The 26200-nt window shown below is 42.6% G+C and carries 22 protein-coding genes; 5 read left to right on the forward strand and 17 right to left on the reverse strand.

The features are described from left to right. Positions 1-16: 16 nt before the first annotated feature. From LRS40_RS00810 to trhI, 7 genes are all read right to left on the reverse strand, one after another. Positions 17-1144 (reverse strand): DUF3150 domain-containing protein, encoded by a 1128-nt coding sequence (locus tag LRS40_RS00810; RefSeq protein WP_000143798.1) that lies wholly within the window; start codon positions 1142-1144, stop codon positions 17-19. 70 nt (positions 1145-1214) lie between these two features. After that, positions 1215-1484 (reverse strand): hypothetical protein, encoded by a 270-nt coding sequence (locus tag LRS40_RS00815; RefSeq protein WP_000129110.1) that lies wholly within the window; start codon positions 1482-1484, stop codon positions 1215-1217. Positions 1485-1522: 38 nt separating this feature from the next. Beyond that, positions 1523-2575 carry an AAA family ATPase gene (locus LRS40_RS00820; RefSeq protein WP_000180136.1) on the reverse strand — a complete coding sequence of 351 codons (1053 nt, stop codon included), beginning with the start codon at positions 2573-2575 and terminating at the stop codon, positions 1523-1525. A gap of 59 nt (positions 2576-2634) precedes the next feature. Beyond that, a complete protein-coding gene (locus LRS40_RS00825) occupies positions 2635-3621 on the reverse strand; it encodes a hypothetical protein (RefSeq protein ID WP_000810456.1) in 987 nt (328 codons plus the stop codon). Between the two features lie 60 nt (positions 3622-3681). Beyond that, positions 3682-4059 (reverse strand): hypothetical protein, encoded by a 378-nt coding sequence (locus tag LRS40_RS00830; RefSeq protein WP_000120823.1) that lies wholly within the window; start codon positions 4057-4059, stop codon positions 3682-3684. 58 nt (positions 4060-4117) lie between these two features. Next, positions 4118-4993 (reverse strand): hypothetical protein, encoded by an 876-nt coding sequence (locus LRS40_RS00835; RefSeq protein WP_000045554.1) that lies wholly within the window; start codon positions 4991-4993, stop codon positions 4118-4120. A 397-nt stretch (positions 4994-5390) separates the two neighbouring features. Continuing rightward, the gene (gene trhI, locus LRS40_RS00840) at positions 5391-7175 is read right to left on the reverse strand and encodes an IncHI-type conjugal transfer helicase TrhI (protein ID WP_000517883.1); all 1785 of its coding nucleotides are present in this window, start codon (positions 7173-7175) and stop codon (positions 5391-5393) included. 181 nt (positions 7176-7356) lie between these two features. Between trhI and LRS40_RS00845 the strand changes: the two genes are divergently transcribed. Then, positions 7357-8229 (forward strand): lipoprotein, encoded by an 873-nt coding sequence (locus LRS40_RS00845; RefSeq protein ID WP_000792088.1) that lies wholly within the window; start codon positions 7357-7359, stop codon positions 8227-8229. A gap of 27 nt (positions 8230-8256) precedes the next feature. Here the strand turns inward: LRS40_RS00845 and trhN are convergent, their stop codons facing one another. From trhN to parM, 10 genes are all read right to left on the reverse strand, one after another. Further along, positions 8257-11433, reverse strand: a complete 3177-nt coding sequence (gene trhN / locus LRS40_RS00850; RefSeq protein WP_096099051.1) for an IncHI-type conjugal transfer protein TrhN — start codon at positions 11431-11433, stop codon at positions 8257-8259. Positions 11434-11455: 22 nt separating this feature from the next. Then, complete coding sequence (gene trhU, locus LRS40_RS00855) at positions 11456-12508, reverse strand: IncHI-type conjugal transfer protein TrhU (RefSeq protein ID WP_001395465.1); 1053 nt, start codon at positions 12506-12508, stop codon at positions 11456-11458. Between the two features lie 144 nt (positions 12509-12652). Next, complete coding sequence (trhW, locus tag LRS40_RS00860; protein ID WP_001255990.1) at positions 12653-14161, reverse strand: IncHI-type conjugal transfer protein TrhW; 1509 nt, start codon at positions 14159-14161, stop codon at positions 12653-12655. After that, the gene (gene trhF / locus LRS40_RS00865; protein WP_001209619.1) at positions 14148-14660 is read right to left on the reverse strand and encodes an IncHI-type conjugal transfer protein TrhF; all 513 of its coding nucleotides are present in this window, start codon (positions 14658-14660) and stop codon (positions 14148-14150) included. The genes trhW and trhF overlap by 14 nt, the downstream gene beginning before the upstream one ends. Positions 14661-14933: 273 nt before the next feature. Further along, a complete protein-coding gene (rsp, locus tag LRS40_RS00870; protein WP_144314411.1) occupies positions 14934-19235 on the reverse strand; it encodes an IncHI-type conjugal transfer protein RSP in 4302 nt (1433 codons plus the stop codon). Positions 19236-19354: 119 nt separating this feature from the next. After that, entirely contained in the window at positions 19355-19918 is a 564-nt protein-coding gene (locus LRS40_RS00875; RefSeq protein WP_000178792.1) for a plasmid transfer protein, read from the reverse strand. Next, positions 19915-20349 carry a plasmid transfer protein gene (locus tag LRS40_RS00880; RefSeq protein ID WP_000867278.1) on the reverse strand — a complete coding sequence of 145 codons (435 nt, stop codon included), beginning with the start codon at positions 20347-20349 and terminating at the stop codon, positions 19915-19917. The genes LRS40_RS00875 and LRS40_RS00880 overlap by 4 nt, the downstream gene beginning before the upstream one ends. Continuing rightward, positions 20339-20791, reverse strand: coding sequence for a transfer repressor (locus LRS40_RS00885; RefSeq protein WP_000952687.1), 453 nt, complete (start codon positions 20789-20791; stop codon positions 20339-20341). Before LRS40_RS00885 ends, LRS40_RS00880 begins: the two co-directional genes overlap by 11 nt. A 565-nt stretch (positions 20792-21356) precedes the next feature. Then, positions 21357-22034 carry a hypothetical protein gene (locus tag LRS40_RS00890; RefSeq protein ID WP_000163156.1) on the reverse strand — a complete coding sequence of 226 codons (678 nt, stop codon included), beginning with the start codon at positions 22032-22034 and terminating at the stop codon, positions 21357-21359. A 43-nt stretch (positions 22035-22077) separates the two neighbouring features. After that, complete coding sequence (gene parM, locus LRS40_RS00895) at positions 22078-23112, reverse strand: plasmid segregation protein ParM domain-containing protein (protein ID WP_000137273.1); 1035 nt, start codon at positions 23110-23112, stop codon at positions 22078-22080. Positions 23113-23461: 349 nt separating this feature from the next. Here parM and LRS40_RS00900 point away from each other — a divergent pair, with 349 nt between their 5' ends. The 4 genes from LRS40_RS00900 to LRS40_RS00915 are packed head-to-tail and all read left to right on the forward strand — an operon-like array spanning position 23462 to position 26175. Next, positions 23462-24433, forward strand: coding sequence for a metallophosphoesterase (locus LRS40_RS00900; RefSeq protein ID WP_001160355.1), 972 nt, complete (start codon positions 23462-23464; stop codon positions 24431-24433). Further along, the gene (locus LRS40_RS00905) at positions 24433-25272 is read left to right on the forward strand and encodes a hypothetical protein (protein WP_000915491.1); all 840 of its coding nucleotides are present in this window, start codon (positions 24433-24435) and stop codon (positions 25270-25272) included. The genes LRS40_RS00900 and LRS40_RS00905 overlap by 1 nt, the downstream gene beginning before the upstream one ends. After that, entirely contained in the window at positions 25265-25786 is a 522-nt protein-coding gene (locus LRS40_RS00910) for a lipoprotein (protein ID WP_000598755.1), read from the forward strand. Before LRS40_RS00905 ends, LRS40_RS00910 begins: the two co-directional genes overlap by 8 nt. Further along, a complete protein-coding gene (locus tag LRS40_RS00915) occupies positions 25783-26175 on the forward strand; it encodes a hypothetical protein (protein WP_000875157.1) in 393 nt (130 codons plus the stop codon). Before LRS40_RS00910 ends, LRS40_RS00915 begins: the two co-directional genes overlap by 4 nt. The last annotated feature ends 25 nt before the right edge of the window (positions 26176-26200 follow it).

Below are 26200 nucleotides of genomic sequence, written 5' to 3' on the forward strand. Positions count from 1 at the left end.
TTTTTACAAGACTAAATTACCAACCGGTCAATTCGAGTTCGCAGTCAAATGCTCTATTACTACCACTGGCCTGAATAGAAACATCTTCATCAGGGCCAACAGCAGGCTCAGGTGCATTCACTGCCTTGTTCTCAAGATCTTCAACCGGGTCTTCTCTGAAAACATTTGCTGAAGAAAAAACATCATCCTCAGCAGTATTCAGAGAGTTAGCCGCTGTAACCTGTGAATCGATATTGAATGACCGGGTTATGGAATCCAGCCAGTCGGTTACCTTTTGTTCACCGGAGATAATACGTTTCAGCATTGACGCATCGCTCATGAAATAGAACCACTGCTTTAATACCGCAACATCACGGGGAGAAGAAATGGCACCTTTTGGTAAATTATTCATGATATGCTTAATAGCTTCTGCAAGAACAACAGCCTCTTTATGAATGAACATGAAGCTAATTATTTTATCCTGCATCTGCTTTAATCGGTCAATCGTGCTGGAACGCAAATTATCATTTTTGCTGATTTTTGTATAAACCTTCATAGCTTCATCGGCCAAGTCAGTTATCAGTTGTTCTTGATAAAAGTCCTGCGTTTCATCCCCCTCCACACTAATCGGTGAAAACGGAATGAAATGTGCCAGATTAAACCGGAATGATTTAACAAAATCATCTTTAGTCAATTTCAACTGGTCAATTAAATCTGACATCAACGGACTGCGATCTTTCTCAGCCTGAATATGAGTGTCATAGTTATCAACCACGTTCTGGATACCGGCTTGAAATTCACGTTCGATTTCTTGTGCCTCTTCGAGAAACTCCTCCATCCTTTCAACTGGCAGTATCCACATATTGCTATAGCGGATGCACAACCGTGAACAAAGGGTTGAAATTCGACTAGTGATAGTGCTTTTGAAACTCAGTGCCTTTATGTCTATCCAGCGAACTTCGCTTTTAGACACGCTCTTCTGGTCTGTTATATCATCACCGCCATAGGACAGTTCGATTTTATCAGTTCGCCGAGAGCCCTGACACCCACTAATTTCAATTTTTGTTATAACAGCACCTTCCTGCAAGTCAGGATATGCTTTTATAAAGTTTTCACTGATTTCCTTTGCAGAAACTTTATTAAGTTTAGAAGTATTGAAAGTCATAGGTTTTCTCCAGATTTAGAAATGGGAAAACCTCCCCGTCGGGAAAGATTTCCCGATAGGGTTAATAATATTACTTTTCAAGTGTTGTTAAAAGAATTCCAGGAAATTCATTTTCGACATCCGCCGATTGAATGCTCCCTTGATACATGAATCCTTTTGATTCAAGGCCCTTAATCATGGCTTCCATATCTTTGTTACAGACTTCATAACAAATAAATGAATAGTCATTATTATGCTGCTTCAGACCTATATATTGATTTCCATCTTGTGCAATCACGAAAGTTTCAGTTCCGTTTGCACTCAGAAAACCGTAAAACGTAAGATGAGCAAAGTCTGTCACACGGCATTCAGCCTTCTGATAACTCGTCCCATCTATAACTACTTTTTTGCAGTGTAATACTCCATTGTACGGTTCTTGTCGTCACCGAGAATTAAGTCGATGGCTTCCAACACCATACCAGTGGCATGTGCAGGCAGAGCCGACGCAAAAGCAATTTTAAATGTATCCAGTAAGGACATGGTCTTTAACGTCATTGACGTTCCAACCCATGCCACAAGCTGGCGTATATCCATTACACTGTCGTCAGTTCCTGTGTTGTTTACTGCAACGGCTACCGAAACGAATTTTTCAATTACCAGCATAGGCAGGTTATTGTAGCGTTTAAGCAAAACGTTGGTTAATGCAACCTCTGAAGGCCTTTCCATCTCCACAATCAGGAAGCGCTTGATAAACGCTGCATCCTGCCGCTGCGATGAAACGAACTTACGAGATCCCCCACTCATGTTTGTGTTTGAAGTACCCATAAACCGCGTAAACTTATTTGCCTTAACCACTTCGCCACCGTTGGCAGCTAGTGACCAGGGCTTTCGCTCTATAGGCATATGAAGCTTTGCGGCAGTATCAGGGTCAATCTTGTCCACTTCATCCAGAAGAATGAGGTGGCCTTCCTGAAATGCCGTTACAAGCTCGCTAGGCACAAAACTGGTGTTACCGTTAATAAGACTACGCTCACCTTCCAGCTCATCAGCGCGAATATTGCTGTTGATTTGCTTTATGGTTAGCGGCCAGTTCAGCATATGGCTAATATACATTGCCATTTCAGTCTTACCTGATCCAGATTCTCCTTTCAGGCATACACTCAAATCTATATCGTTACTTACAAGCAATTTTACTACTTGCTCAAGTATTCGAGAATTTGGTATATAGTCCTTATTCAGATTCGCACGATATGGAGAAAACTTTTTAAACACTGGAACAATCATATCCTCATCCATCTCAGGAATGCCAAATAAATCTTTTGCTTTGACAAGATAATACTGTTCTTTATTCGCAAACATCTTACTTGATATAACATTTGCGGGTAACAGATTACCAATGATTTCTTCCTGTACGGAATTGTCGGATTTTAATACAGTTGCGGCGTTAGTCATTTTTAAAACTCCGGTAAAATGCAAACACCGCCCGCTGGCAGATGTTTGCCAGTGGCATGTTAGTGGAAAGTCATCCTACACGCGGTCGCCATCTGTGTTCTGATAGCGGCAACGTTGTAACCAAGATGAGTTCCTACGATTTCGAATACTTCTGACTCAATCCATTCAAACTGGCGTTCAAATGTAGGGTTTACGATTACCCAACCAAAAGTATCTCTTAAGGTTAACTTGTTATTAACGACAAGTTTTTCAAACAAATTAATTGTTGATTTAAATACTTTAGAATAGACATCCATTATATCCCGATCAGTCCATTTCATTGCCAGTTTGTTTTCTTGCAACAAATAGTCCTGTTCGAAAAAGATATCCCATCCCATCTCTTCCTTACAATCATGCAGAATAACCTCTTTATCTTGATGATAACGAGCTAATTCAGCATTTTCACCTCCGTAACTGTGCGTATATTCATATAAGCTTTTTTTAAGCTCTGACCTGAACTCAATAGCATCAATACCATGAGTGGCACATGTAAGCTCAAATGATTTCGACATATACCACCGTGTTTCGGCTTCAAGAAGCGGATTCACGGTTATGTTACCGAATTCATCAGTGGAATAGAGTGATTTTGTAATGACGAGATGCCTTACGTTTTCCAACGACTCTTCCATTGCGACGACGTATAACTGATATACATCTTCAGGGGCCCAGTCAAAAACCAGACCACCTAACTCCGCACTGTACTCTTCTAGAGTGAAGAGATAATCAGTTTCCGCAGCAAAACTAATGTCATGCAGAATTTGATTTTTGAGTAGTTTGGGACAATTACCAGGCAAAGCAACATCTTCCGACACACTAGGCTCCAGTTCCGGGCCTGAATGTTTATCTTCTGATTGAATACTTTGTTGTGCGGCTATTGCATCATTTATATAGTCAAGTGGAGACTCAACTATAGTTATTATTTCTTTTTCCTCTTCTTCAAAATCGAATATAGAGAAAAAATCCATTTGCTTACTGCAAAATGCAGTCGGCCTTATTTTTTGTTTCATGGGATCTCCTAAGGGAGAACTCCCATGAAGGGATTTCTCCCCTTTTGGGTGGTTTAAATGTCAGATCTGTCTAAAGCTACTTTGCCCAAAACCCTTAGGAGGTTTAGGTATGTGAGCTAACTTACTTGTTGCAACTACTCTCATGTAGTCAAGAGGATGCTCTCTCCCTTCCAATGTGATGGTATCCACAACAAGATAACCGGAGACCATTAACTCATCACCTTGATTTATACCAGTGAAACAGCCTGAATACATCTCTGGTGATACTTTGATTTGAATCGAAAATTCTCTCTCAGTAATTTCACCATTAATTTCAGTTTTCATTCTGTTTTTGAGCTTTATCAATAACCCAACGTTTCCGCTAGTCATTTCTTTCTCCATTGCACTGATAACTATCCCGGACACTTTTACTTCATTAACATATTCAAGATATGACATTACTTCTCTCCTCAATTTAAGCAAAGAGAAGCCCCGTCAGGGTTTCCCCTTAACAGGATTAGATAAATTTGTTTACAATGAACATAAATGTCATCATGGCAATAACAGAAAAGCCAAACAGCTGACCAAAAGATCTTGGTGCTTTTACCGTTTTAGCGTTATTGATTTGTGCCAAGAGTTCATCAACTGTCGCTTGCCGTTTATCTGCTTTCATTTGATAATCTAAACATTGCTCCTCGCGTTTAGTGAGAAACTCAATTTTCGACTTGATAGCATAATCCCAGCCTTTGGAATCGAAAACGCTCAATTCACTAAAGGTGTGTAACATGAGTTCATCAGGAAAACCTAACTCTTTCATTAATGGGCGAACGGCTGCATACATTGCATCTACAGTTTCATAATGTGCTTTGGTCACTTCATTAAATCGATTACGCAATGCTAATTTCTCGCGCTTCTCAATAATTTCAGAAACCCAGGCAACCAACTGATCATTTTTTAACTCTCTGGATTTAGCGAGTGAATAATCAAGGTTATCCACATCAAGAAATGTGTTCAACCCGTACTTTTCAAACTCTTCATTTAAGAACTTATCCAGATCGGCTAAAGTTTTAAACATTGGAATTGCAGGTGCTTCTTTGAGAAGTGTGTAAGCTTTCTCAAAGTCAATTGGATTGACAAGAATTTGCTGCATTTCCACATGATAATAAGTAGAAAAAGCAGAAAGCTTTTGAGCCAGCATTGAAACTGATTTCAAAGAATTCAGTTCAATTATGGTTGGACCATCTTCATTCATAATAACAATAAGGTCATTATCATGCCCTGAATAAACATTCAGAGAATCCAATAACTTCTTGTTAACCACCTTATCCATATCTGGGATCAGATCAGCGAAGGCGATGAGAAGAGCTTTACTGCGTGCTTTACTTTTAGACATTTGGGGTCACCTATATATAGTAAGAAGGAAGGAATCATTAAATATCCCAACACAAAGGCAAAGCCTGTCATTCATCTCCCGTAAGCTATGAACCGCCTGATTTATACTTTCTGGCATTAGAAGTACGCAACGAAAATAGCTCAATTAAGAGCTAAGTTAGTTACGATTTGGTAAATTCGATTGTCCTTTTTCAGACATGGGAAAGGCACCAGCGACAAAGGTGACATTTTGCCGGTGGTGCCTTGCAGCTTTAGAAAGCTGGCCGCTTTTCACGGCTGAATATGCGCTTAACGCGCAAAGTAACTTTTATAAAGTTACTTGAAATGTGGGAGCAATAAATTCAAGCTCATATACGTTATACTACACGGGTTCATTCCTGTAAATAAAGAAATCAAAATTATTCTGTCAAAGGGGATTCTGTTCTACTTTTCGCAGCCTCTTTCAATTTATCTTCAGCACATTCGCTTAAAAAGAAAGACGGATCACCGTACCACATTACATGCAGCTGTTGCTCTGCTCGTGTAAACCCAACAAAAAGCAGTCGTCTTTCTTCTTCAATCGCCTCCTGCCCCACAGACCGCTTACTTGGAATCTGATCTGCATTACAACTCATAATAATTACATTTTTCCATTCAAGACCCTTCGAACCGTGCAACGTCGATAAAACTACTTTATCCGGTGTATATTCCTCATCCTTCTTCTTTGGCCCCAGACACATCGCCGCAGCTCGATTTATCATATTTTGCCAGCCTGTCTTTTCGGCCCATTGCTTACAGGTATCCAGCGCAATTCTGCTCAGTGATGGTGATCCTTTCTGCGTCCTCATTTTTATCGACGACAACTCCATCCACTTAATCAGATTTGCGAACCTTTTTTCTATTTCAACCTTTTCCCGAGTCTCCTGTGTAAACCGGGTGAAGTTTGAATGAAGCGTTCTTGTTTCCAGGGAACTTTCATTCGGGATGTTCAGTTCACCAAAAGTTACTTTTCTTCCTTTCATGCTCAATGCTGTCTGGTCCAAGACCTCTTCATTTTCACCGAAAAGCGCCAGCACCCTCTTCATTAACCGGACATCGTTGGAATGTCGGAAGAATGCCATCAAATGCAATACATCGCTTGTCTCCTTTTCATCCCAAAATGACTTCCCACCATAACGAAGTACCGGCTGCTCTATCAGGCTTTCAAGCTGATCGAGATGTGCATTACCTCTGCTGAGGATTGCCCACCCAATCGGGTCTTGGTTAATCAGATTGAGAATGCCTTGAATTTGCTCATCCATATCAACATATGAGCGGAAATGAACTTTTCCCCCACCGCCCTTAGCTGAACGGAGATCTTTAGCGTATCTGTAAACATTTTTTTCAATCAATGCCCCTGCTACCTTCAAAATCTCTGGTTCACATCTGAAACAAGTATTCAAATAAAATATGTTGGGCCTGAATTGTTTTTCAAACTGCTGGAATATTTTGACTCCACCTGATGCCCTGAATGAATAAATTGCCTGATCATCATCCCCAACGATGCTAGTGTTAACACCTGCCCTCGTATGTAGTGAGATCCAGGCATACTGAATCGAGTCGGTATCCTGAACTTCATCTACAACTAAATGTGTCAAGTTAAGTGGCTGCATTTTCCCCGAGTACATCTGGCCCACAACAAAACGTGAGAGTGCATTCAAATCTGCAACGTGGTCTTTCTGACATATTGCCTGATAGGTGTTGAACAAGTGGATTTGTTGCCGCGTATGGCGAACTGAAATGATGTCCGTATCCATTTCCCTTCCAATCGCGTCAATAGCAAATTCTGCATCCGGGTATCGAAAAGGCGCGCCGGACTCCTTCAATGCCCTGTGAATTACAGAACGCTGTGCCGAGCTAATCAACATCTTGCCCTTCCAGTTGACCATATCCAGTTGCATCCGGATAAAGCCGTGGAATGTATTGACCAGCACCCTATCCTGGTCTTTCTTACTTAATCGACGTTTCAGTTTTTCAGCCAATGAATTTGTTGCTGCACGGGTAAATGTGACCATCCCCACTTTGGCATAAGGGAACTGCCTGAGGATAGAGATCACCGCCTCTATCATCGTGAATGACTTTCCAGATCCCGGTGCTGCAATAACCATATTATTAGCATTTGCATTTTCAATGATGACCCTTTGCTCATCTGTTGGTTTACCCATAAAAGCCTCTGAATATTTAGTCCCCTTTATTATACGATTTAAATTTGACGGATTTTTCTTTACAAGACTCATTTTTGGTCACTTCATATTTTTCCATTTTTTCTTCATTTAGGTTGTTTGAGAAACTGGCGAGTATGAAATAATGCTTCTAGACATAAAATTCATTCAAAAAGGGTCATAAATGAAAAATAAACGGTTTGTATCCTTGGTTTCAGCTTTAGTTGCAAGTGCGTCTCTGGTAGGGTGTGCTGGGAACGCAGGTCAATCCCCTAACTCCGCCCAGCACAGCGACACTCATGGGCTCTACTGGCATGCTAACGCAAAAGATTCTGTAGCCAAAAATGCTTACTCTCTGGCCGGGTTTGACGTTTCTTTTAATGAGGAAACTGTTCAGCCAGGTGGTGATGCAGATAACTTCCTTTCCAAACTCTTGATTAGCGGCTCTATGGGATATGTGACAGGCGGTCTCAGCGGATTAAGCATTATGAGTTTGGGCTCTCTATACAGCTCCTCTGACGCCGAATACATTCAGGTTAACCAGTATGTTGTCTTTGTCCCGAACCCGAAGAAACTTCCTTATAACGATGAAAGCCTAGTTCGTGCCGGTGCTGCGTATGTTTACAATCACACCAAAGAGTCACAGGTAATGCTCGGATTCAACCCATCGAAGCAAAGTGCAGCTCTGGCGTCCTGCAAGATTGATAGGGCGGTCATCAATAAATGGAGTACATGCGAGCTCACTTCAAAACCAGCTCCTGACGTAATGCCAACTAATTCCATGTACAGCTTCCAGGCTATTCGCCCTGCGACTGGAACTGAAATCCCCCAACTTAATCTACCTGCCGGTGAGTATTCAGTTATTCGTTACGTGTTCATTCCATTTAAAGGCAATGAGTCAAGCAATAATTTCTCAGGTATTATTTTCCGTTCTGATAGTCCAAAGTTCACCATGCCAGGCGGCGCAGCTGCTTCAATTAATGGGAAAGACTATTACCTCTTCTCTGGTGAGTATGGTCAGAAAGGATTCCCGGAAAAAACTCTGAAATCAAAATAACAAAAGGGGCTTTACAGCCCCTTTTTTTTAATATTTTGGTATTTCCTTACCTGTAATTGGATCTACATAAGTTGACCCAACTTCACAAATCGCAGGGCGTGGAAGATAGCTACAGTCTACGTTCTCCTCTTTAATGGCCTGAGCGTTTTCCTGTCTGGCTTTTATCATATTCTCCTCTCCTCCCATTGCATCTTTTGTTCTTTCTGATGGAAGTTGATAATTCTCGTTTTTAAATGGCAAATTTGCTGTTATTGACGATTCTGAGAATGTAGCGTACTGGTCCGGTACTTCTCCGACCTGAACAGCATCGTTAATCCATTCTGTTAAATCAATCTTGTCAAAATCTAACTTTTGGATCTGCCCTATTGATAAGCCAACGCAGTTTGAAGTAACCGGGTCTATTCCAAGCTGCGGGTAGGCCTGCTGCATAATAACGCGAGATAACATTGAATTGTAACAGCACATGTCTGTTGCTTTTTTAACACATTTCTTTGTAAATCCCAGATTCAGATATTTAACACAACGGTTTGTATCCAGTGTAAAACAGGATTTCTGATTTTTGTGAATAGATGCTTCCATTTCTTTTTGATCGCAGGCCACCAGCATTTCAAGCAGCATTTTTGTGACTTGATATGCCGTATAAATCCAGCCGATTACATTTAATGCAAGCATAAAGTTTTGAACAGCAGCAGAAAAGACTATTTCTCCACCCGTTGTCGCTACATTTTTAAATACGAAGTCTCGAACTGTATCGGGAAGCAGGTCATAGGCTTTTTCCATGGCCATCTGCTTAAGTTTACCAAGCCCGAATGAACTCATAGTCTCCTTAGCAAGCTGACCACTTTCACCAGCAGCGGATGATCCTACTGTTCGGCCAAGGTTACCGGCCACGTTTTCGTAAACGCTGGTTATTGAACTGGTCACATTGTTCCACATTTGTCCGACAGTTTTACCTGCCGATGCAGTCCATTCACCCACTGAGTTAGCCATTGATGCCCAGGTTCCGCTCTCCCCTCCAGTCCAGTTTACCAGTTGAGCATTCACTCGGGTCCAGTTCGTGTTTCGGATCATCGACCCGGCCAGCATTATCGCCTCCAGTGACCCAGCAGCACCCTGCGGCTTTTCGCAGCAATCTGTTTTGGCCAGTCCGTTCACAAAACCAACGGACCTGCCGCACCACTCTGCTTTCCCCTCAAAGACAGAGCAGGAGTTAGGGTCGTTTGGATCTTCGCATTTTGCTTCACCTTGCATGTACTGAACCATATTGGAGTACGCGGCCACTTTCCCAAAATCTTTGTTTTCTTCTTTTGGGCCTGTTTCACATGTTCCGCCAGAACATGGGATCATACCTACACAGGAGTTAGTCTGTGACTCTACCTCTCTGACTACGTCTTTCCCTCTGTCACATGTATATTTCTGCTCATACATGTAGCAAGTATTTGTGCCTTCATCGAACCAACCTTCAGCACATGTCTGATTATCTAGCACACACGCAGCATCATTTTTATATGTGCTGCATGCGTCAGGCATATTTTTTATATCGTCGTAGTTGTAGCAAAGGTCTTTGCCTGTGGGGTCTTTCATGATGTTTCCCTTCGCATCATAAGAGCACAGTTTTTCCTTCGCCAGGGGATCACAGAAATAGCCTTCAAGGTTTGTTTTCCAGGTTAAGTATCCTGTATCACCTTTGTAAAGCGGTGTGGCCATCTTAAGCACACTTTCCGGGAGTCGCTTTGTACCAACATCCATGTTGACAAACCTGTCAAACCGACAGAATGAATTCGGCGTTTGTACTGCATCAAAACATCCTGCGGGCTCCTGTATATGTTTATCCTCCAACTTCATATTTTCAAAAGTCATCTCAACTTCAAAATAGCCTTCCCCACCACCGCCAACCCATACGCGCGAAGCCATAGTCACTTCACGATCCTGCTCCTGATATACAGAGGTTTTTACTTGTTCAGTAATATCGTAGACTTTATCGAGCTTCCAGGATTTCTTTAACTCCCATTGACCTTGTGGAGATGGATAATTGCTACTTCTATATGCTCCATCTATATGAGCAAAAATCTGTGTACCATCAAGCGTGACCCTCATATGGTCATCCCACTCTGCGTTAATTATTTTCGCAGTTGCGAGCTTTGCATCTGGATGGAATTTTAAGGTTAATGAGTTGTCATAGACTCCATCGTTCCAATAGTTGTCGTCCCTTCTGCCAAACCAGACTCTCACACAATTATCTCCGCACATGGACATATCACCATTACCACCTGAGATATAAACCGGCACGGAAAAATCACGAGTTATCGTGCAACTGTTAAAGTTATCTTTCTTGGGTGAATTGCAGTAAAACTCTTTGTAATCTGGATAGTGCGTAGTAATTGTTTGTTTTGATGTTTCCGTATTACAATTCTGTAGCCAGTTTCCTGTACCAGCTACAGCATTTCCTATTTCGTTTCGACCCGCATTGAACATAGGGTCGTTAGGTTTAATAGTAGATGCTGGGTTTTCTTTATTTGCATTCACCAGAGTACGGTAGGCGACTCCATCATAACTTTGCGCTTCAAACAGCTGACTTTTTCGATTTTTGATGTCATTGATGAAGCCATTTTCATCTCCATACCGGCCACCAGCATTGAACTGAACATCACTGTGCTTCTGCTCTGAGCTGAATAGTTCCCCTGTACTGGTTTTGGTACCTGCCGTTGTATTCGGGTTGTTACTTATTCCAATATTACCGCTGCTGTCCCTAGAAAGTAACTTTGCCCCCTCTTTCGTATAATTCGAGTTAATTGTACCGCCCGACATGCTAGGTAATTGTACAGCCTTACCGATCGATTTCCCGTCGGACACCCCATTACTCATAACACTTTCATTTGAGTTCGGCGTCCCGTACTTCCCAACATTTAGGTTTGTTGACTCTGCTTTACCAACATATTTCTCGGAAATTTTGCCGCTCAGATTTTCCCCGGAATCAGCATTTTTATACTTTTCCACAATATCCTGAGCACTGGTGGTTGCGTTCCGGTTGGCGTTGGGATTGGCAAGGTTAAAATTGTTTTCAAGCTGGTCAAAAATCGCATCTGCCGCAAATATTTTAGGCGTTAACGCAATGTTTATGAGCGACACGTAAAATGCCCAACTCATAGTATTAGCTATCATAGACGCAATAATTGCTGAAGAAATTATTTTTCTATGTTTCATATATAATACTCAATTTTTTCAATTAGTTGGGTATATACCTGACGCAGCAATCATTATAGCGCCACAGCATGTAAACATAGTTATCTATGCCGATTTTTTTCCGTCCACCTTTAAGCGTTGACCAGTCATGGACAGAATCGCCTAGGCGATGACAGCAATCCGGACCATTCGCCTCCGGCGTTGGGTAAAGCATTGAAAGTCGGTATTGAGATCGAGGAGTGAAGTATTCCCACGTTTTTTCACACATTGCGTCAGCTCCCATTGTTCTCATAAGCATTCCCTGCCTATGTAACTTCGTCAGTAGACGCTGAGTTATAAGTGAGCTGGTTCTGACGGCATCATCATTCGCATAGATGTGTCCAGTTAACGGATAAAGGTTCCCATCACACCCGGCACAAAAATATGCAGCCAAATTATCCTTCCCGGCAGTCACGGCCACGCAGTCAGCTGCACATACCATTGAGGCGATAGGGTTTGCAAATACCACAGCTTCGGGGTTTAGCACGAGCGTCAATAGGTCACTTTCCCACATCGGATCTACTTCGCTGATATACGTCAGACTGGCATCAACATAAGGTTCTGCTGTACATTCACCAATAACCAGCAATTTCAACATCGTCATGATTGGGAATTCCCAGAGATGTACGTCGTAGAATCCGGCTTCTGTTGCGGTCATAGGCTGGTTAGTATTGCTCTTGCCGATGTCGAACTGTGATTTTTGCAGCATGGTTCCCTCTAAAAATGGGCTGCACCACGGACTTTTCACCACTTCAACAATTTTTACTGGTTGGAAAAAACTTAGCTGCCATCCGATTTCTGGTATCCCATTTTGATCCGTGCAATAGCAACCAGGGCGTGAGGGGGCGGCACCTTCAGGGGCTGCTCCAATTCCCATGATCCGCATCGGGAAGATACAACTCCAGCAGATGTTTTTGATTAGGCCCTGCCATACTCCCGCTGACTGGCACATTGCTCCCGGGACACCGGTATCTGCGGCCATTGTCATTGCAGGCAGCGAGAGCGACAGCATGACAGCGATCAATATTTCCAAAAGTAACTTTTTTAGCTTCTTCACCGGCACGCTCACTATTTAGTAATGAATGTTGTCACGCTTTCCATATACGCAACCACTTTGTTAAAACACTCTCTCATCTGGTCCGGGTAAGTTAGCGTCAGCCAAGTGGCCAGCAGCGCCCCAAAAATAAATCCTATTTTCATATCAATTCTCCTCTGCCGCGATTTTTGTTCCAATACCACGTATTTCAGCTTCACTGAATTGCGTTATACGGAATTTCTCTTTTTCAGTGGAGATCAGCGCTGGCGTGTTTTTTATCTGGAAACGAGCAATAATTTGCTCATTAACTTTGAACACCTTCCCATTGAATTTTTCGCGCAGATCATTCAAATGATCCCATCCATTTTCCTGTTTGATGCGCGTGAACATCGGCATCACCTGACCGCTGCCAAGACGCTGGCGATATTGCTTCTCTGCCCACTCAAGTTGCCCTGGGTTCATTGGGTCAAAAATTATCATTGTGAGGTTCTGCGGGAACCTGGCCAGTGGGTTAATGAGCTCGCCAGCAGAAGCAATGACGCGACCCTGCTTATCTTTAACGTCCTGAGTAACCCTGATTGTCGGGTCGATTAGCCATTCCTTGTGCTCTTGAGCGGGAGGCAGATTAACCATGTACTGGTTTTTCCAGGTATCAGCGACTGCTCTCTTCTTGGCGCCGTCCCAGTCGTATTTCTGTGCTCGCTCTTCGAGCTCTTTAATAATGCTCTTCTCTTCAACCGGATAGGTCGTACCAGCAATCGGGAAAAGATCTTGGTCGGGTTTTCTGGCCAGTTCGCGCTGGAAGAAATCAACGTTGAAAGAGCCGACCATTTTTGCAAACCGGGATTGCTCACGGGAGATTATTGTCGGGACCTGCGTGATCTGGTACTGGTTAAATGCGTCCGGGTCAATCGTAATTAGTGGGGAGTCAAACTTCCCCTTCACCACCAGCTGGTTGATAGCTGCCTGAGTTTCAGGGAGGCGTGTAGTGCCTTTCTTCAGACCATTAAAAACCACTCTCGCCTTATGTTCTGACGCGGTACGGAGTAGATCTTCCAGGACGTAATCAGGCAAGCTAAATGACGCAAAGATAGTGATACCGTTTTCTGTCGAGAGCACCTCTTCCCGACTGCTGTCTATTTTACGCTCGAAGTCAGCGGCGGTGATTCCTGATGAACCAAACATCTTTTCGATATTCGAAGACTGACTGCGCATAACTTCTGGTTTATTTTCGACGGATTTCAGTGCAGACTCGCTGAGCTGTGAATTTCCCTGAATCTCATCACGTCTGCGAATGATGTCGTTAACTGCTTCCGAGTTATTACTCTGAGCGCGGATAGCCTGCGTATGGTCTATAACTGCCTGCACACTGTCAGCATTCATACCCGGGACATAACCGCGATTTGTTTGCTGACTGAGGTCCCCGTTTTTCTTCATAGCTTCGGCCTGGCGGATGTATTTCTTGGTATCAGGAGAATCCAGAGAACCAGACGGGAGCGGACCTTCTGATGCGTGTGGTACCGGTATTTGGGCGCCCAGAACCTGAGCTTGCCTTGCAATGTCATCAGCAACCTGTTGATACTGGGGGCTAGCCACAGCGGTGGATATTAAGGCGTAAAATGCCAGACAGGAGGCCAGAGGCTTAATAGTTGTTTTTAATTCAAAAGATCGCATATGTTTTCCCAATAACTGAAGTCAACTTAACCGGCCCCCAAAAACGTGAGTCCCATGAGTGGTCCGTTTGCCCAATTAAAAAGACCTCCCCTTCCGGAATAGTTAATTCTCTTTCAATGGTCTCGGCAGGTATGCCGTATTTCACAGAAATACGTCTGGCATTGGCTTTATAAAATTTGTTCCCATTATAAACACCATCCAATGTGACCCTCAGGCGATCTCCGCCGACTCCTGCCACAATTTTAATAACCTTCTCATTTTCACGTATAAAACGGACTGATTTTGGCATATGAAAAGCTATGATATTCCCTGACCTTACCGATTTATCCTTCAGATCGATCATGTAAAAATCAGCAGGTAAACATCCATTTAATAGTCCATGACCAAACGTAAATCGATTAAAAAAAATCAACATAACCAGTATCAGGATTCCGAGATTTATTGGCACGTACCAATCAAAACTCAGTAAACCACGCTTCTTAGGTATGTATTCTCTCATAACCTACTTCTCTCAGAATCAGAAAGCAAAATGGACTGTCTTTTACATTACCTTAAAACCTATTATCCATGTTTTGGTACTTCCTTATTTCAGCAAAGCCAGCTATTTCTGATTATTTACCGCCTTTTTTTCTTTCATTCCGTCTTTGATTTGTGATTGTCCTGGCCGCTGTCTTACTCATGTAAAGTAACTTTCCCGACGTTACCCCATCAAAAAGTGAAAAACAAAAAAGCCGGGACATTTCTGCCCCGGCTGTTATTTCATTAGCTTGCCTTACTGCGAGGTTTCAACTGAATCTACGGACTTTGACGCGCCCTCATCCGGACCATAAACGGTCGTACGCTGAGTTGCTGAATCCCCACTATCATCATACGCGACAACTCGTATATCTTGCTTCCCACGATTAAGGTTTTTGGACAGTGTCGCAGTGCTGCCGAAAACATTCCTTAGCTCATCATTGATATACCATTCATATCGAACCAGCTTGCCATCAGTGTCAATACATTTGTTTGTGAAACTCCAGCTCATATTAGACTCTGTGTAGCTTAATGCACATTGCGGAGCCGCGTTTTTAACAACCTCAAAATCAACTGATGCGGTACCTCTTTGGCCCATTTTACTGACAACATCCAGCGTGACTTCGTATTTCTTCTCAGTAAGACCAGAAATTAACTGAGCCCAATAGTTTTTACTACCAGGAACAACCTCGCCGTTTACTTTGTATGTCACAGTATCAATACTGTCAGCAGAGTGCGCCAGTTTAATGTTAGATCTTAGCGTGACATCAAGAGGCGCCCTCATGAACTTATTAGAGAATTTCGGTGTCATTTCTACAGTCATGGGCGTTTGCTCATCGACTACGAAGGTATTTTCAATACGCTGTTCGTTGTTACGGTTATCACGGAAAACGATTACCAACGTATATTTCCCCGGCTTCGCAATTGCAAATTCTTTCGTATCACCATCATCTTTTAAAACTGAGATATTGTCCTTATCGTAGATCCATTCCCGAGAATAAGTTACCCCAGGATAGCCACCGTCTTTTATTCCGCTCAGCGCAACATGTAAGGTCGACGGGGCCATGGTGTATTTAAGCTTTGTACTGACTTTCATCTCAGGAAACTTATACACCCAAGATTTAACAGATACTTTCCGCGTGGAAATAGTACTGTCCTTACTGTCAGCAAGCCATGCACTGTATTCAAATGCCGCATATCCTTGCTTATCCAGCATCTGCTCAGTCAAAGTTATCGACAGATTCGCACCTCTGATTTTTTGTCCGTCAGGGGCAGTCCATTCTTCAATGACGTCATTTCCGTTCTTGAATCGGCTGTTCGGGTTAGTGTATTTACCATCTAAAGTAACTTTACTTCCCACCTCGACGCTTGAAATACCACTTACTGAAACAGATAGGCGCTTGGGTTTAGCGACGGTTAACCGGGCAGACGTCTCTTTCCAGGATGACTCTTCAGCCAACTCATCAGAATCCAGGTAACGCATTCGGGCGTAAATGGTCGGAGGTAGCGTATCAGCGGCCGATACGTTATAGGTAGTGTCACCCTGAACCCAATTCACTTTATCCTCCGACCACATCACTTCGGCCGTACCCTGCGGAATTGGTTCATCGTTATCCAGCAGCGTGACAGGCAAATCATCGCCTTCGAGAATTTCAGCAACATCGATGCTCAGCTTAGGCTGTTTGTACGTTACAACCGTCAGAACGTCGCTATAAGACTCTTTCGACGTAAACTTGTTGGTCATTTTTGCCCTGTAAAGCCATTTACCAACCTCAGTTTTCCTGATCGAAATGCTTCGCTTCCCTGTCATATCCTGAAGCATAGTCCATGTCTGTCCATTATCAGAAGACTCCTGCCACTCGGTAGGCGCCAGCGCATCGGAGTTAGCTGTACTGGCCGATTTGAAGTTAACAAGCGTACTGAGCGGGATACGTCCGATAATCAGACTCTTTGAGAGATTACCTTCTAGCTCTTCGCCCTTATAAACACGGATGCTAACTGCACTGGTTTCCCGGGTCAGTTCGAAATCTGCGAAAGGCGATCGTACTTTAGCAATCCCGACAAGTCGCACGTTCCCGAGGTCCATATTTTCTATCTTGATCTTGGTTTCAACCACCCCGGCATCATTCACGGGCAGTGCTTCGGTTAGGGGTGTACGTTCATACGTCGTTTTATATCGGCCTGTTTCTGGATCTTTTCCATAAACACTTTTCTGAGCGTAAATGGTTACATCCCAGTCCCCCATTGTTGTCCGACTAAATGAACTTTTGCGGGTTGAATTGTTATAGCGGCCAACAGACACCTTCAATGGCAATTCCATCGTGGTAGCAGTCTTTTTGTCCTCAATTTCCATTGCCGCTCTAATGTTAAAGTCGGGTACCGTATACACATTGAGCGTATCAACGGTTCGCATAGTCGGTTCCTTCGAGTACTCGACAGCTATGTCGAAGACATTCTTCGTCCACAACGGGGCTGATGCCACTTTAAGACGTTGAACAAACGTCGTTGCATCGTTATTTGATGAACGGTTCTTAAACGTCGTTTTTACGCTTTCCCCCCCGTTTTGTGAAACATAGACTGTCACATCAGCAGGAACCACTTTTGCCAATAGACGAGCTGCTTCCCCGCCAGTGGTATACGCCAGTGCGGTGTTATCGTTAATCCCCGTCAACACCTTGTTTTTCTTGTAGGTAAGGACCGGGTTATAAGGTAACTGCGTAATCAGCACATGGCGGTTTCTGGACGATACAGCTTTAGAGCCCTTGCCGTTTATCATATAGACCTGATAGTCGAGCAGGTTATCGCCTGTTTTATTGAAGAACCCTGTCAGGCCTGGCGTCCGACCTTTAAAGTAAAATTCAAGCCCGTCAGGCACATTGTTCCACTGAGGGTAACAGGCGGTGATATCAGATTTGTCACCATACCATTCAAGGTATGCCAGTGCGTTCTCTTCTGTAGTAAAGAGAGTGCATTTATCACCGGCCGTCTGACTCATGAGATCGGTATACTGCCGAACTCGTGAGTACAATGTGATGTCTTTCTCAAAGTTTTTAAGCGTGAATCCTGTTGGTTGATACGTGAAAGTAGTATTAAATGTCACAATCTTGCCGTACAGGTTTTCAGCTATGACCGTGATTTCATGGTCAGCATTCACTTCTAGATCATCCCCAACCGGCAGATAATAAATGCCTTTGTGGTTCGTGGGGGTGAGCTCAACAAGTTTGTTATCTATCGTAACAGCTTTAATATCCGCGACTCCGGCCTGGCCCTGGAATGCGGCAACAATAATTTCATTTAAGAAATACACAGGAGCTCGTTTGGCCAGAGCTGCACCGTCCTTAAGCACCATCAGTGTTGGGTTATCAGAAAGCATCAGTTTGCTTTCAGGCTCATTGTACGTAGAGGTATTCTTGCTATTGTTCTCTACCGTGAACGAGGCGGCATAAGAACCATTCGTCAAGTCTGTTAAGTCAAAGATATACAGATATTCATCGCCGACTTTCTGTGGCCCGCTCACGGGCTGAAGAGTACGACGTAGCGGTGTTGCCCAGGATTGCTTAAAGTCGATAACCGTACCATCTTCTAAAGTAACTTTTGTTGTCGGCTTAAACACCCCATCAGGATTCATCGTTAGCGTCATAGCGGTTGGTAACCACCACTCACCCTCAGTTTCTTCCTGAGGCACTTTGACGGCTACGGCCACCGTTCTAGCTCCTGTATAGATCTCCTGTCCACCAACACTTATTGTTTTAGCTTCATCCGTGAAATTCCAGAGAGTATGGTCAACAACAGGAGGACGGTAATCCCAGGTCAGCGTTAGCTTCTGCGCTTCAGGAGGGGCAAAGTAATTATTTTTCGAATTGGCAGTGACCGTGATTTCCCGTGAACCCATCAGCAAATCCGAATCACTTACTTTGATGCTTCCAACATCGATCGTGCAGCCATTCCCACCAATTGCGACTTCGCAAGCTGATCCAGACCCGATAGAGATATATTGCACATAATTGCGAGGCTCTACGGAGACAGTGACATTCCTAATTGCTTCATCCTTAAGATAGGATTTAAGAGTGTAACCATCCTGAACCACTCCATTCATAGACGATTTCAGGCCCGTTATCGTCGGTTTAACCGGTACAAGAGCATTAACTGTATACTCCCCATTAACCACTTCTACTTTCTGCCTTTCTGATCCAGAAAAATAAGAAATTTTATACGGCAGTTTTAGTTCTCCTGCCGCATTGGGTATCCCTGTTAAATTGAATCCGTTTGCTGTAAAGCCAGAGGTATTTGGAAGCCATTCAAAAAAGCAGACCAAGTTATCTACGCTTGATGTCGCACGATCATCAACCGTCACATTGCATGCGTTGCCAGTACCTGAAGCAGTAATTGTATTATTGTTGACGAATGCAACAAAATCGCCCGGGCCGGGATTAAACGTGGTGACGGCAGGCATATCAGCCTGGAGTTTTCCGGAAATCATAATTGCCTCAGCTTGTACCGATTTAATCGAAGCAATTAAAGAAAACAACAGGGTTAAACATAAACCTGATTTTCTCATGACGAACACCTGTTTTTTTACGCAGAATTAGAATCACTCTACGTTAAAAAATTCTGAAATCTTGTTCGTAAAGAGGAAAAAAAACATTAAATTTTTGCAGGAAATTGAGGTTTTTTAGCTCACTGACCGCTCTTAGACTCAGATAGGCGAAGGGCGGTAATTATCGATTCTGAGGATACCCAAGGCATTTTAAGTGTCAGGAACCCCAACAAGAACAAGCCTGTTGAAACGCAATCCATTTGTGTTACGGGAAGGTTATAATTTAAAGGCTTAAACGTCCCCATTTTAACCGGTACAATGCTTGCGCTTACCAAAAGGCCCCCACGGTCGTTGGGGCCGATATTGATATTTTTGTAGGCTTGGTGAGTGCGATGCGTGGTCTTACGCTTTTCAAATTTTAGTGTCGGCTTAATTCTCAGAAAAACAGATGCCAGCGCCATGGCTTCGTTTTGGGATAGTTTCATGAGAATGCTGCCCTCTGAATTCCATCCATATTCCCTATTGTCAGACGGAGGAGCAAACTGGAGAGACAGGTAATACTTTTCAGTCTCAGTTACAAACGCCGAATTATCAGCAGAGCGACTTTTGTCGAGATTTACTTCGAATGCCATCGCGACAGATTGGCTGAATACTCTGACCCGTTGAGGCTTCGCACCAGTTGCTGACAGATCGCTCATTGTCATACTCTCTTCTTAAAGAACCATGTACCGGACATAACTTCATTATCCTTCGTGTGCGTCAAATCCGAAATAACAAAACCACCTTTTCCTTCCGAAATTATCATGGTGTAAGAGCTCGTATGCACAAGGCGGGAATTTTTGACTTGCAGACCCGTACACTTAACTGCAATTTCATTACCCGGAACTCTCTCAACAAAAGTAACTTTTGATGCAACGCCATTGATATGTACGCTTCCGTTATCTGCTATCTGGATGTTCAACGAAGGTGTGGATTCTTTATCACAAGGTTGGAAAACAGAAGTGGTTTTAAGAACTTTGCCAGTAAAATCGTACAAGTCAGGCTTCGACGGTTTTGCGTTAAAGATCGAGTAAGACCCCGCCACTGTTAAACCAACCATTAAAAGGGGGATTACCTTTTTAAAATTAACTTTCATCCTCCAGTTCCTCTCCAATCAAGTGTAAAGCACTTACGCACATAAGCCTGAGTTGATACAGCAAATTGTCGGCGGTGATCCCCCCAACAAATGTCACTGTACGGCGTATCGAAACGCCTCCAGGCTCGCATTGAATATGGCCAATACCTGCATCGCGAAGGAAATCATTCTCGGCGCTTACCAGGTCTGCTTCAGCAGGCGGAATGACCACTTCGATGAGTATTGTATCAATTGGAGCCCACTCCCAGTCGTACTTAAGCGATGAAATTGGGGCAATGGAAACATGAAATTCATCAATATTAAAAATGACTGGTTTTTTGCCTGTTGATTTAGGCTGAATGAAGGGATTCTCGACCAGGACAACTGGGAATTCAGAAATAGACAGAACTTCGATTAACTGATCTCGACGTAAACCGTGTATTAGTGAGTTGCGTGATAACATTCAGTCAGCCTTTATTATAATAATCAGATAGTTACACATGATCCCGCTAGTTCCTTACCATCTTCCCGCTTGCAGCGTAGTAACCATTAAGATCTTATGGGTTAGGGTAACAAAAAAATCTAACTTAACCAGTAAAGCATAGAGATTTTTTACATAAAATAATAAATAAGTACCAATTTTATTAAGATATTTCCTATCTCAGCCAATACTTTAGGAAAAATCTGTACCCGTTTTAACACCTATACATACATCGTGCAAACAAAGAACAGTAAACGGGGCCTAAACCACCTTTTTTTAGTGGTTTACCTAACCAAAATTAATTTATCCAAAATCGTAACTGGTTCGACCTGAATCAACCCACGCGAATTTTAATGATTTCTTAGAACTGGCTCTATAATTCTTCAAACTGGCTTAACTGGAGATGTGACAACGAGGGATTCATTTAGTACATGAAACCGGTTTACCATTCCCCCTCACCTGTTAATAATATACCAAAAAAAAGCCAGCTGGTAAGCTGACTTTTTATTAATAGATAACTCAATCTAATCAATTGATATTACTATACTTACTTCGCAAGATTTGCGAGGTTTGCATTGGCCTTTTTCTTCGGCTTCCTTGTCACACCTTGGATTTGCGCATGTTCACTCAGCACCGTGTTTTCGCTTTGTGAGGCGCTAACAGCAGCAGAACCATGACTAGTATTTAAACCTGAATCATTCTTTTTTGCGCTCTCAATCGGCGTTAAAATCTCTAAAGTCTCAGGTTTGGGATTTACAGTCAGTTCTTTAGGTATTAATTCCAGCCGCTGATCCCTTACCCTCTCTGCCTTTAATGTTTCACTGACATCAGATTGACTAGTAGTTGAAAAAGTTGCCTTAGAAAAATCACAGCCATTAATCATTGAAAATAATTCATTGAATTTCGAATCAAGCATAAAGCTTATTTGTTCTTTCAAATTTTCATTGTTTAATTTGTCTTTATTAAATTCATCATTAAAAAATCGATTTAGATCAGCAGCTGTTAATCTCTCATTCAGTCCATTAATAAAACTAGATAACTCGGGGAAGAGATTATTTAGCACTAACCCCGTAGTGATTGCAGATCTTATTAGAGAAATCTGCTCGCCACGATGTGTTAGGGCATTTTTTTTCAAAAAATTATATGCATACGGAGATTGTCGTTCCGATAACCAAAACGCACTAATCTGAATACGATCGTTTTCCTTCTCAGATTTTTTAGTCATAAAACTCTCCCCTTTGCAAAACCATCATCATGCAAAACCATCATCATGCAAAAACAGTATCTGCGATAGCCAGTGAAAGTGCGAATTGCGGATTATCAACCATGATGATTTTCGATTTGTCAAAATGTTTACGAACTGCCGGTTCAATCAGGTAAGAACCTCCACCAACAAGGAAAACATTATGCGGCCGTTCTTCCACTTGAGTGACTGCTTTAATCACTTTTTCTTGAAGTTGCGCCACAGCCCCATTAACAGCATTGAACACGCCGTCAAGATCTTCCGGGGACACCTTGAGCGAGGCTTTGTTTTCACGATTATCGACTAGGTGATGAATATAGGCGTTACTTGCATTCAGCTTTGCAGAATCCAAATAACGACGGATTTCATCATATACGATTGAGCAACCAATACGGTCAAAACCCCTGACACTGGAGATCTGTTCCAGCTGACCTGTAATGCTTGCAACATCAAGTGTTGTCCCACCTAAATCGATAACTAGGCTTGATTCAAAAGATTCAATTGATTCGATTTCATCAGCACGCGTTACCGCTGGAAGGGATTCCGGGAAAACGGTAACTGAAACAACATTAAATGAAACACGTTTACCATCAATATAACGCTCCACCGGCTTCATCAGGTTGTCTTTTTTTCGTTGGATGTTTTCATTATTGGTTTCACCCAGAGCGGTATAAAACTGACTGAGTGGCAAAGTTACGTAGAGATGAACATCCTGTGGCATTAGACCTGAGGAATGTAGAGCATGGTGAACATTAAGACGACTGATTTCATCGTACTGATGCGCAACGTCGGTAGTTTCTAAAGCATTGCTTGATTCGCTGTGGTGCGAGAATCGTTGAAGACCATCAATTAGATAATTGAATGGAATAAGTCCGTCATGGCTTACCCGGAAATCTGCAACGAAACTATTTTGAGTCAATAAAGGTACAAGGTCACCTTGATTGTTAGTGCAAACCAGTTTTGCCGCTTTACTACCATCATCAATAACAACTTTGAGTGTCTCAAGTTCAGTAGAGTTTGATTCAGCCACAGCCAGTTTTGTTTTTGCTAATTCAGTCATGCAGAAACCCTCGTATTGGTTTATTTAGCCCACCACTTTTGTTATGGAATTTATACACCAATGGTTGCTTTAGGTCAACATTAAACGGGACAAAACACTAACGTAAGTCCTTGTTAAAAAAGAATCCTTCAGTTTTAATCCAGATACAACCCTAGATTCATGTACACCTGAGCAACACACGCAAAAACTATATTTTGCTCAGCGTTTTTATACCAAAAATAAAACAACTGAGGTGCATTACAGTTGATACGGCTCGGAAACCGAAAAATGATTTCTAGCTCCATTTTGGACACTCACAAAAATTACCCCTCTTATCGAAAAAATTGATGACTTTCATCCGGTAGTATTAATGCAATTTCAGAAAGAGGCATTTATGGCATCCGAGCACGTCCAGACAATTGATCTGACTAATTTTTCAGGAAGGGTTTTCTTTCTGGCAGACCCTCATGGTCATTATTCGACGCTATGTAACCTTATCCATTCGATATCAGAACCTGATGAGGAGTTGATCGTTTTCTCCACAGGAAATCTCTTCGATTATGGACCTGAGCCTATGGAGTTAATGACAGCGATCAACACAGGGATTTTTGACGGCCGTTCTGTTCGTGTGTTCTCAGCTGCCGGGGCCGGAGAAGAGATGCTGAAAAAGCTCTTACCCATAAATAAAGACCGCAGGACTTATTATCCAAGCACATTTCTTAATGAACGGTGGTGTGCAAGAGGCGGGCGATGGCATAAACAAATTAACCGCAACTATCTTGAAGAGGAAATCTGCAAACTGCTCTCCACCCAGCTGGCTACTGTGATGAAGGTGCTTTTTAAAGGCAATATTTCTATAGGTATTTGCCCATCCGATTACACAGACATACGGCAGGGCTTCAACAATACATATAACGCCCTCCTCGCTTTTAATCAGGCAAATGTGAATATTTTTCAGAGTCAGTTTCTATACGGCATGGATCACGCAGTCAGGCCAGTGAATGTCAGCGATGTAAACCTCGTAGTATTGGGTCGGAATCCAGTTAACAGCATCAGAAAGGCCCATGGGCTACCGCTGACTAACTTACCGGTACTCATAGGAAACTGCCTCCACATCAATACAGGTTCTCTGTACATGTCAGAAATCAGTAGCCCAGCACTACTGGCACCAGGTATTCCGCCTACTACAGTTCCGGCAATAACACTGGTCGAGTTGATCCTGGCATCTACACCGACCCTGATTTGCCACCAAATGATCCTGAATAAAAACGGTATTTACACACAAAACACTGCACCACTTAACCTGGATTCAAATGATAATAATATAGAGGCCACATTATAATGCTTAAATTAGAACTGATAATTTTGCCGTTGCTGGCATTTTTAGGTCCATCCAACATTACAAATGCATCGACTAAAACCCCGATACCGTCGTCCCAGCTATCTGATGCCAAAACTGGGGTTAACTATGAATTTATTACTATTGCTGCAAATTACGTCAACGGAATGTGGCTTGTTGATGGTCGACAAAGACCAGTAATTAAAACAAGCATGACTAAGCGTAACTATCTTCAGATTGAAAACGACTCTGCTTCAACTCCTTTAAATCTTGTAATACCCAAAATTGAATTTTCCATCATTGCAAAAAATGGCGTGTTTATATCAAAATTTATCTCCCTTGATGAAGATGCATCCGGGAAACGAATTCTCTGGTTAGAACCTGGTTCCAGCATGACAATTTCATTCGTCAATGATCTATCCAGTACCCCGTTACAGGCGTTAGTGTCCGTAACAAAGCAGAAAAAAGAGGTTATTGCCATTTTTGGCCCAGATCAGGGTAAAAAATTCACCCTGCCCCTACCGTCAGATTCACAACAATCGTCAATTGACTATGTCCCCTCTCCAGAAATCGCATTACGTATCAATGCCCCCAAAAAACTTCAACCCGCTATCGCAATCCCGGAGGACGCTAGTGCATCTTTATTACCTTCACATACCTACAAGATCAGAGCGGCAGAAAAAGTAAGGACTTTTAAATTTTCGTCGTTCGTTTGGGTTGGAAAGCGTAACAACCTCCTCGGTGGTTCAGATTATTTCACCAAAGAGTTGAAAATTTACCCAGGAGAAAACTTCGATATCAGTACCATACAGAAAACGACTATGAGGACTGAAAATGATTAAAGTTTCAGCATTTATTCTTACCTTACTTGTGACTGGATGTCAGTCGGTTGGAAGCAAAATTGCAGTCCTCCCTTCGGTAGGGTTCGACCCTATAATGAGCAACAGAACTGAAGCCTACACCGACGGAAAAGTTACTTTTCTGATTGAGAGTTCAGGCACTGATGTCTGGTTACTCGCCAAGAATGGGACCAAAGAATTTATTGAGTTGTCTGATCTGAATCTCGGCGGGAGTCGTTGCACCTATTCGTCACGTGGAAAACAGTTGATATCACCTAGTTCAGTTACAATTTTTACGGTGCCCACAGTTGGTTTACTTGGTCTTTGTTACGATAACAATGACCAATTAACATTTATTAATAACTCATTTAAGAACATCTCACAGTCTTCACGAGATGGACTCACATTGCCATTACTGTTCAGTATTAAATATAAATTCCCAGGTTCATTTGATTCCAAACAAATTGTAGTCACTCAATCATTTGATTTAGAATTTTTGCAAAAGGAGCAATCATGAAATATATATTGACCGTTTTGTGTATTTTTTTCTGCCAGACTGCAAGTGCTTACCCTTATCGCATTTACACTGCCCCAGAAGGTGCAATTGTGAAAAATATACTTACTAATGAAGTGATCGGGAAAACACCGGTTGAAGTTGATGTCAGCAATACTGAAGCTGGATCAACTTTCGGAATTTCAATGTATCGTCATGAGAATGTAGCTATTAAAATTTTCACAGTAATGCCAAATGCAGAAAATAATTTTACTGTTTCTGGTCCAGACGTTGCCACTATGTCTTTACCGGGTAAGGCCCCGTTAAACGTGACCAATGACAGTAATGCAGCAGCGGTTCATATAGATCTAAGACCTTTTCTGTCTGAACCGGCCCATCACCCTGTTCAATAACACTTCTAGGCCCCAATCTTTGGGG

The sequence above is a fragment of the Leclercia sp. G3L genome, assembly GCF_021117075.1.
GTDB lineage: Bacteria > Pseudomonadota > Gammaproteobacteria > Enterobacterales > Enterobacteriaceae > Enterobacter > Enterobacter adecarboxylatus_C.

Coding starts and splice junctions, on each gene's coding strand:
- LRS40_RS00915 (WP_000875157.1), top strand. CDS start 25,783: ATGAAATATATATTGACCGTTTTGTGTATTTTTTTCTGCCAGACTGCA.
- LRS40_RS00900 (WP_001160355.1), top strand. CDS start 23,462: ATGCAATTTCAGAAAGAGGCATTTATGGCATCCGAGCACGTCCAGACA.
- LRS40_RS00825 (WP_000810456.1), bottom strand. CDS start 3,621: ATGAAACAAAAAATAAGGCCGACTGCATTTTGCAGTAAGCAAATGGAT.
- parM (WP_000137273.1), bottom strand. CDS start 23,112: ATGACTGAATTAGCAAAAACAAAACTGGCTGTGGCTGAATCAAACTCT.
- LRS40_RS00820 (WP_000180136.1), bottom strand. CDS start 2,575: ATGACTAACGCCGCAACTGTATTAAAATCCGACAATTCCGTACAGGAA.
- trhI (WP_000517883.1), bottom strand. CDS start 7,175: ATGGGTAAACCAACAGATGAGCAAAGGGTCATCATTGAAAATGCAAAT.
- rsp (WP_144314411.1), bottom strand. CDS start 19,235: ATGAGAAAATCAGGTTTATGTTTAACCCTGTTGTTTTCTTTAATTGCT.
- trhW (WP_001255990.1), bottom strand. CDS start 14,161: ATGCGATCTTTTGAATTAAAAACAACTATTAAGCCTCTGGCCTCCTGT.
- LRS40_RS00905 (WP_000915491.1), top strand. CDS start 24,433: ATGCTTAAATTAGAACTGATAATTTTGCCGTTGCTGGCATTTTTAGGT.
- LRS40_RS00845 (WP_000792088.1), top strand. CDS start 7,357: ATGAAAAATAAACGGTTTGTATCCTTGGTTTCAGCTTTAGTTGCAAGT.
- LRS40_RS00830 (WP_000120823.1), bottom strand. CDS start 4,059: ATGTCATATCTTGAATATGTTAATGAAGTAAAAGTGTCCGGGATAGTT.
- LRS40_RS00910 (WP_000598755.1), top strand. CDS start 25,265: ATGATTAAAGTTTCAGCATTTATTCTTACCTTACTTGTGACTGGATGT.
- LRS40_RS00885 (WP_000952687.1), bottom strand. CDS start 20,791: ATGTTATCACGCAACTCACTAATACACGGTTTACGTCGAGATCAGTTA.
- LRS40_RS00835 (WP_000045554.1), bottom strand. CDS start 4,993: ATGTCTAAAAGTAAAGCACGCAGTAAAGCTCTTCTCATCGCCTTCGCT.
- trhF (WP_001209619.1), bottom strand. CDS start 14,660: ATGAGAGAATACATACCTAAGAAGCGTGGTTTACTGAGTTTTGATTGG.
- trhN (WP_096099051.1), bottom strand. CDS start 11,433: ATGAAACATAGAAAAATAATTTCTTCAGCAATTATTGCGTCTATGATA.
- LRS40_RS00810 (WP_000143798.1), bottom strand. CDS start 1,144: ATGACTTTCAATACTTCTAAACTTAATAAAGTTTCTGCAAAGGAAATC.
- LRS40_RS00890 (WP_000163156.1), bottom strand. CDS start 22,034: ATGACTAAAAAATCTGAGAAGGAAAACGATCGTATTCAGATTAGTGCG.
- LRS40_RS00875 (WP_000178792.1), bottom strand. CDS start 19,918: ATGACAATGAGCGATCTGTCAGCAACTGGTGCGAAGCCTCAACGGGTC.
- LRS40_RS00880 (WP_000867278.1), bottom strand. CDS start 20,349: ATGAAAGTTAATTTTAAAAAGGTAATCCCCCTTTTAATGGTTGGTTTA.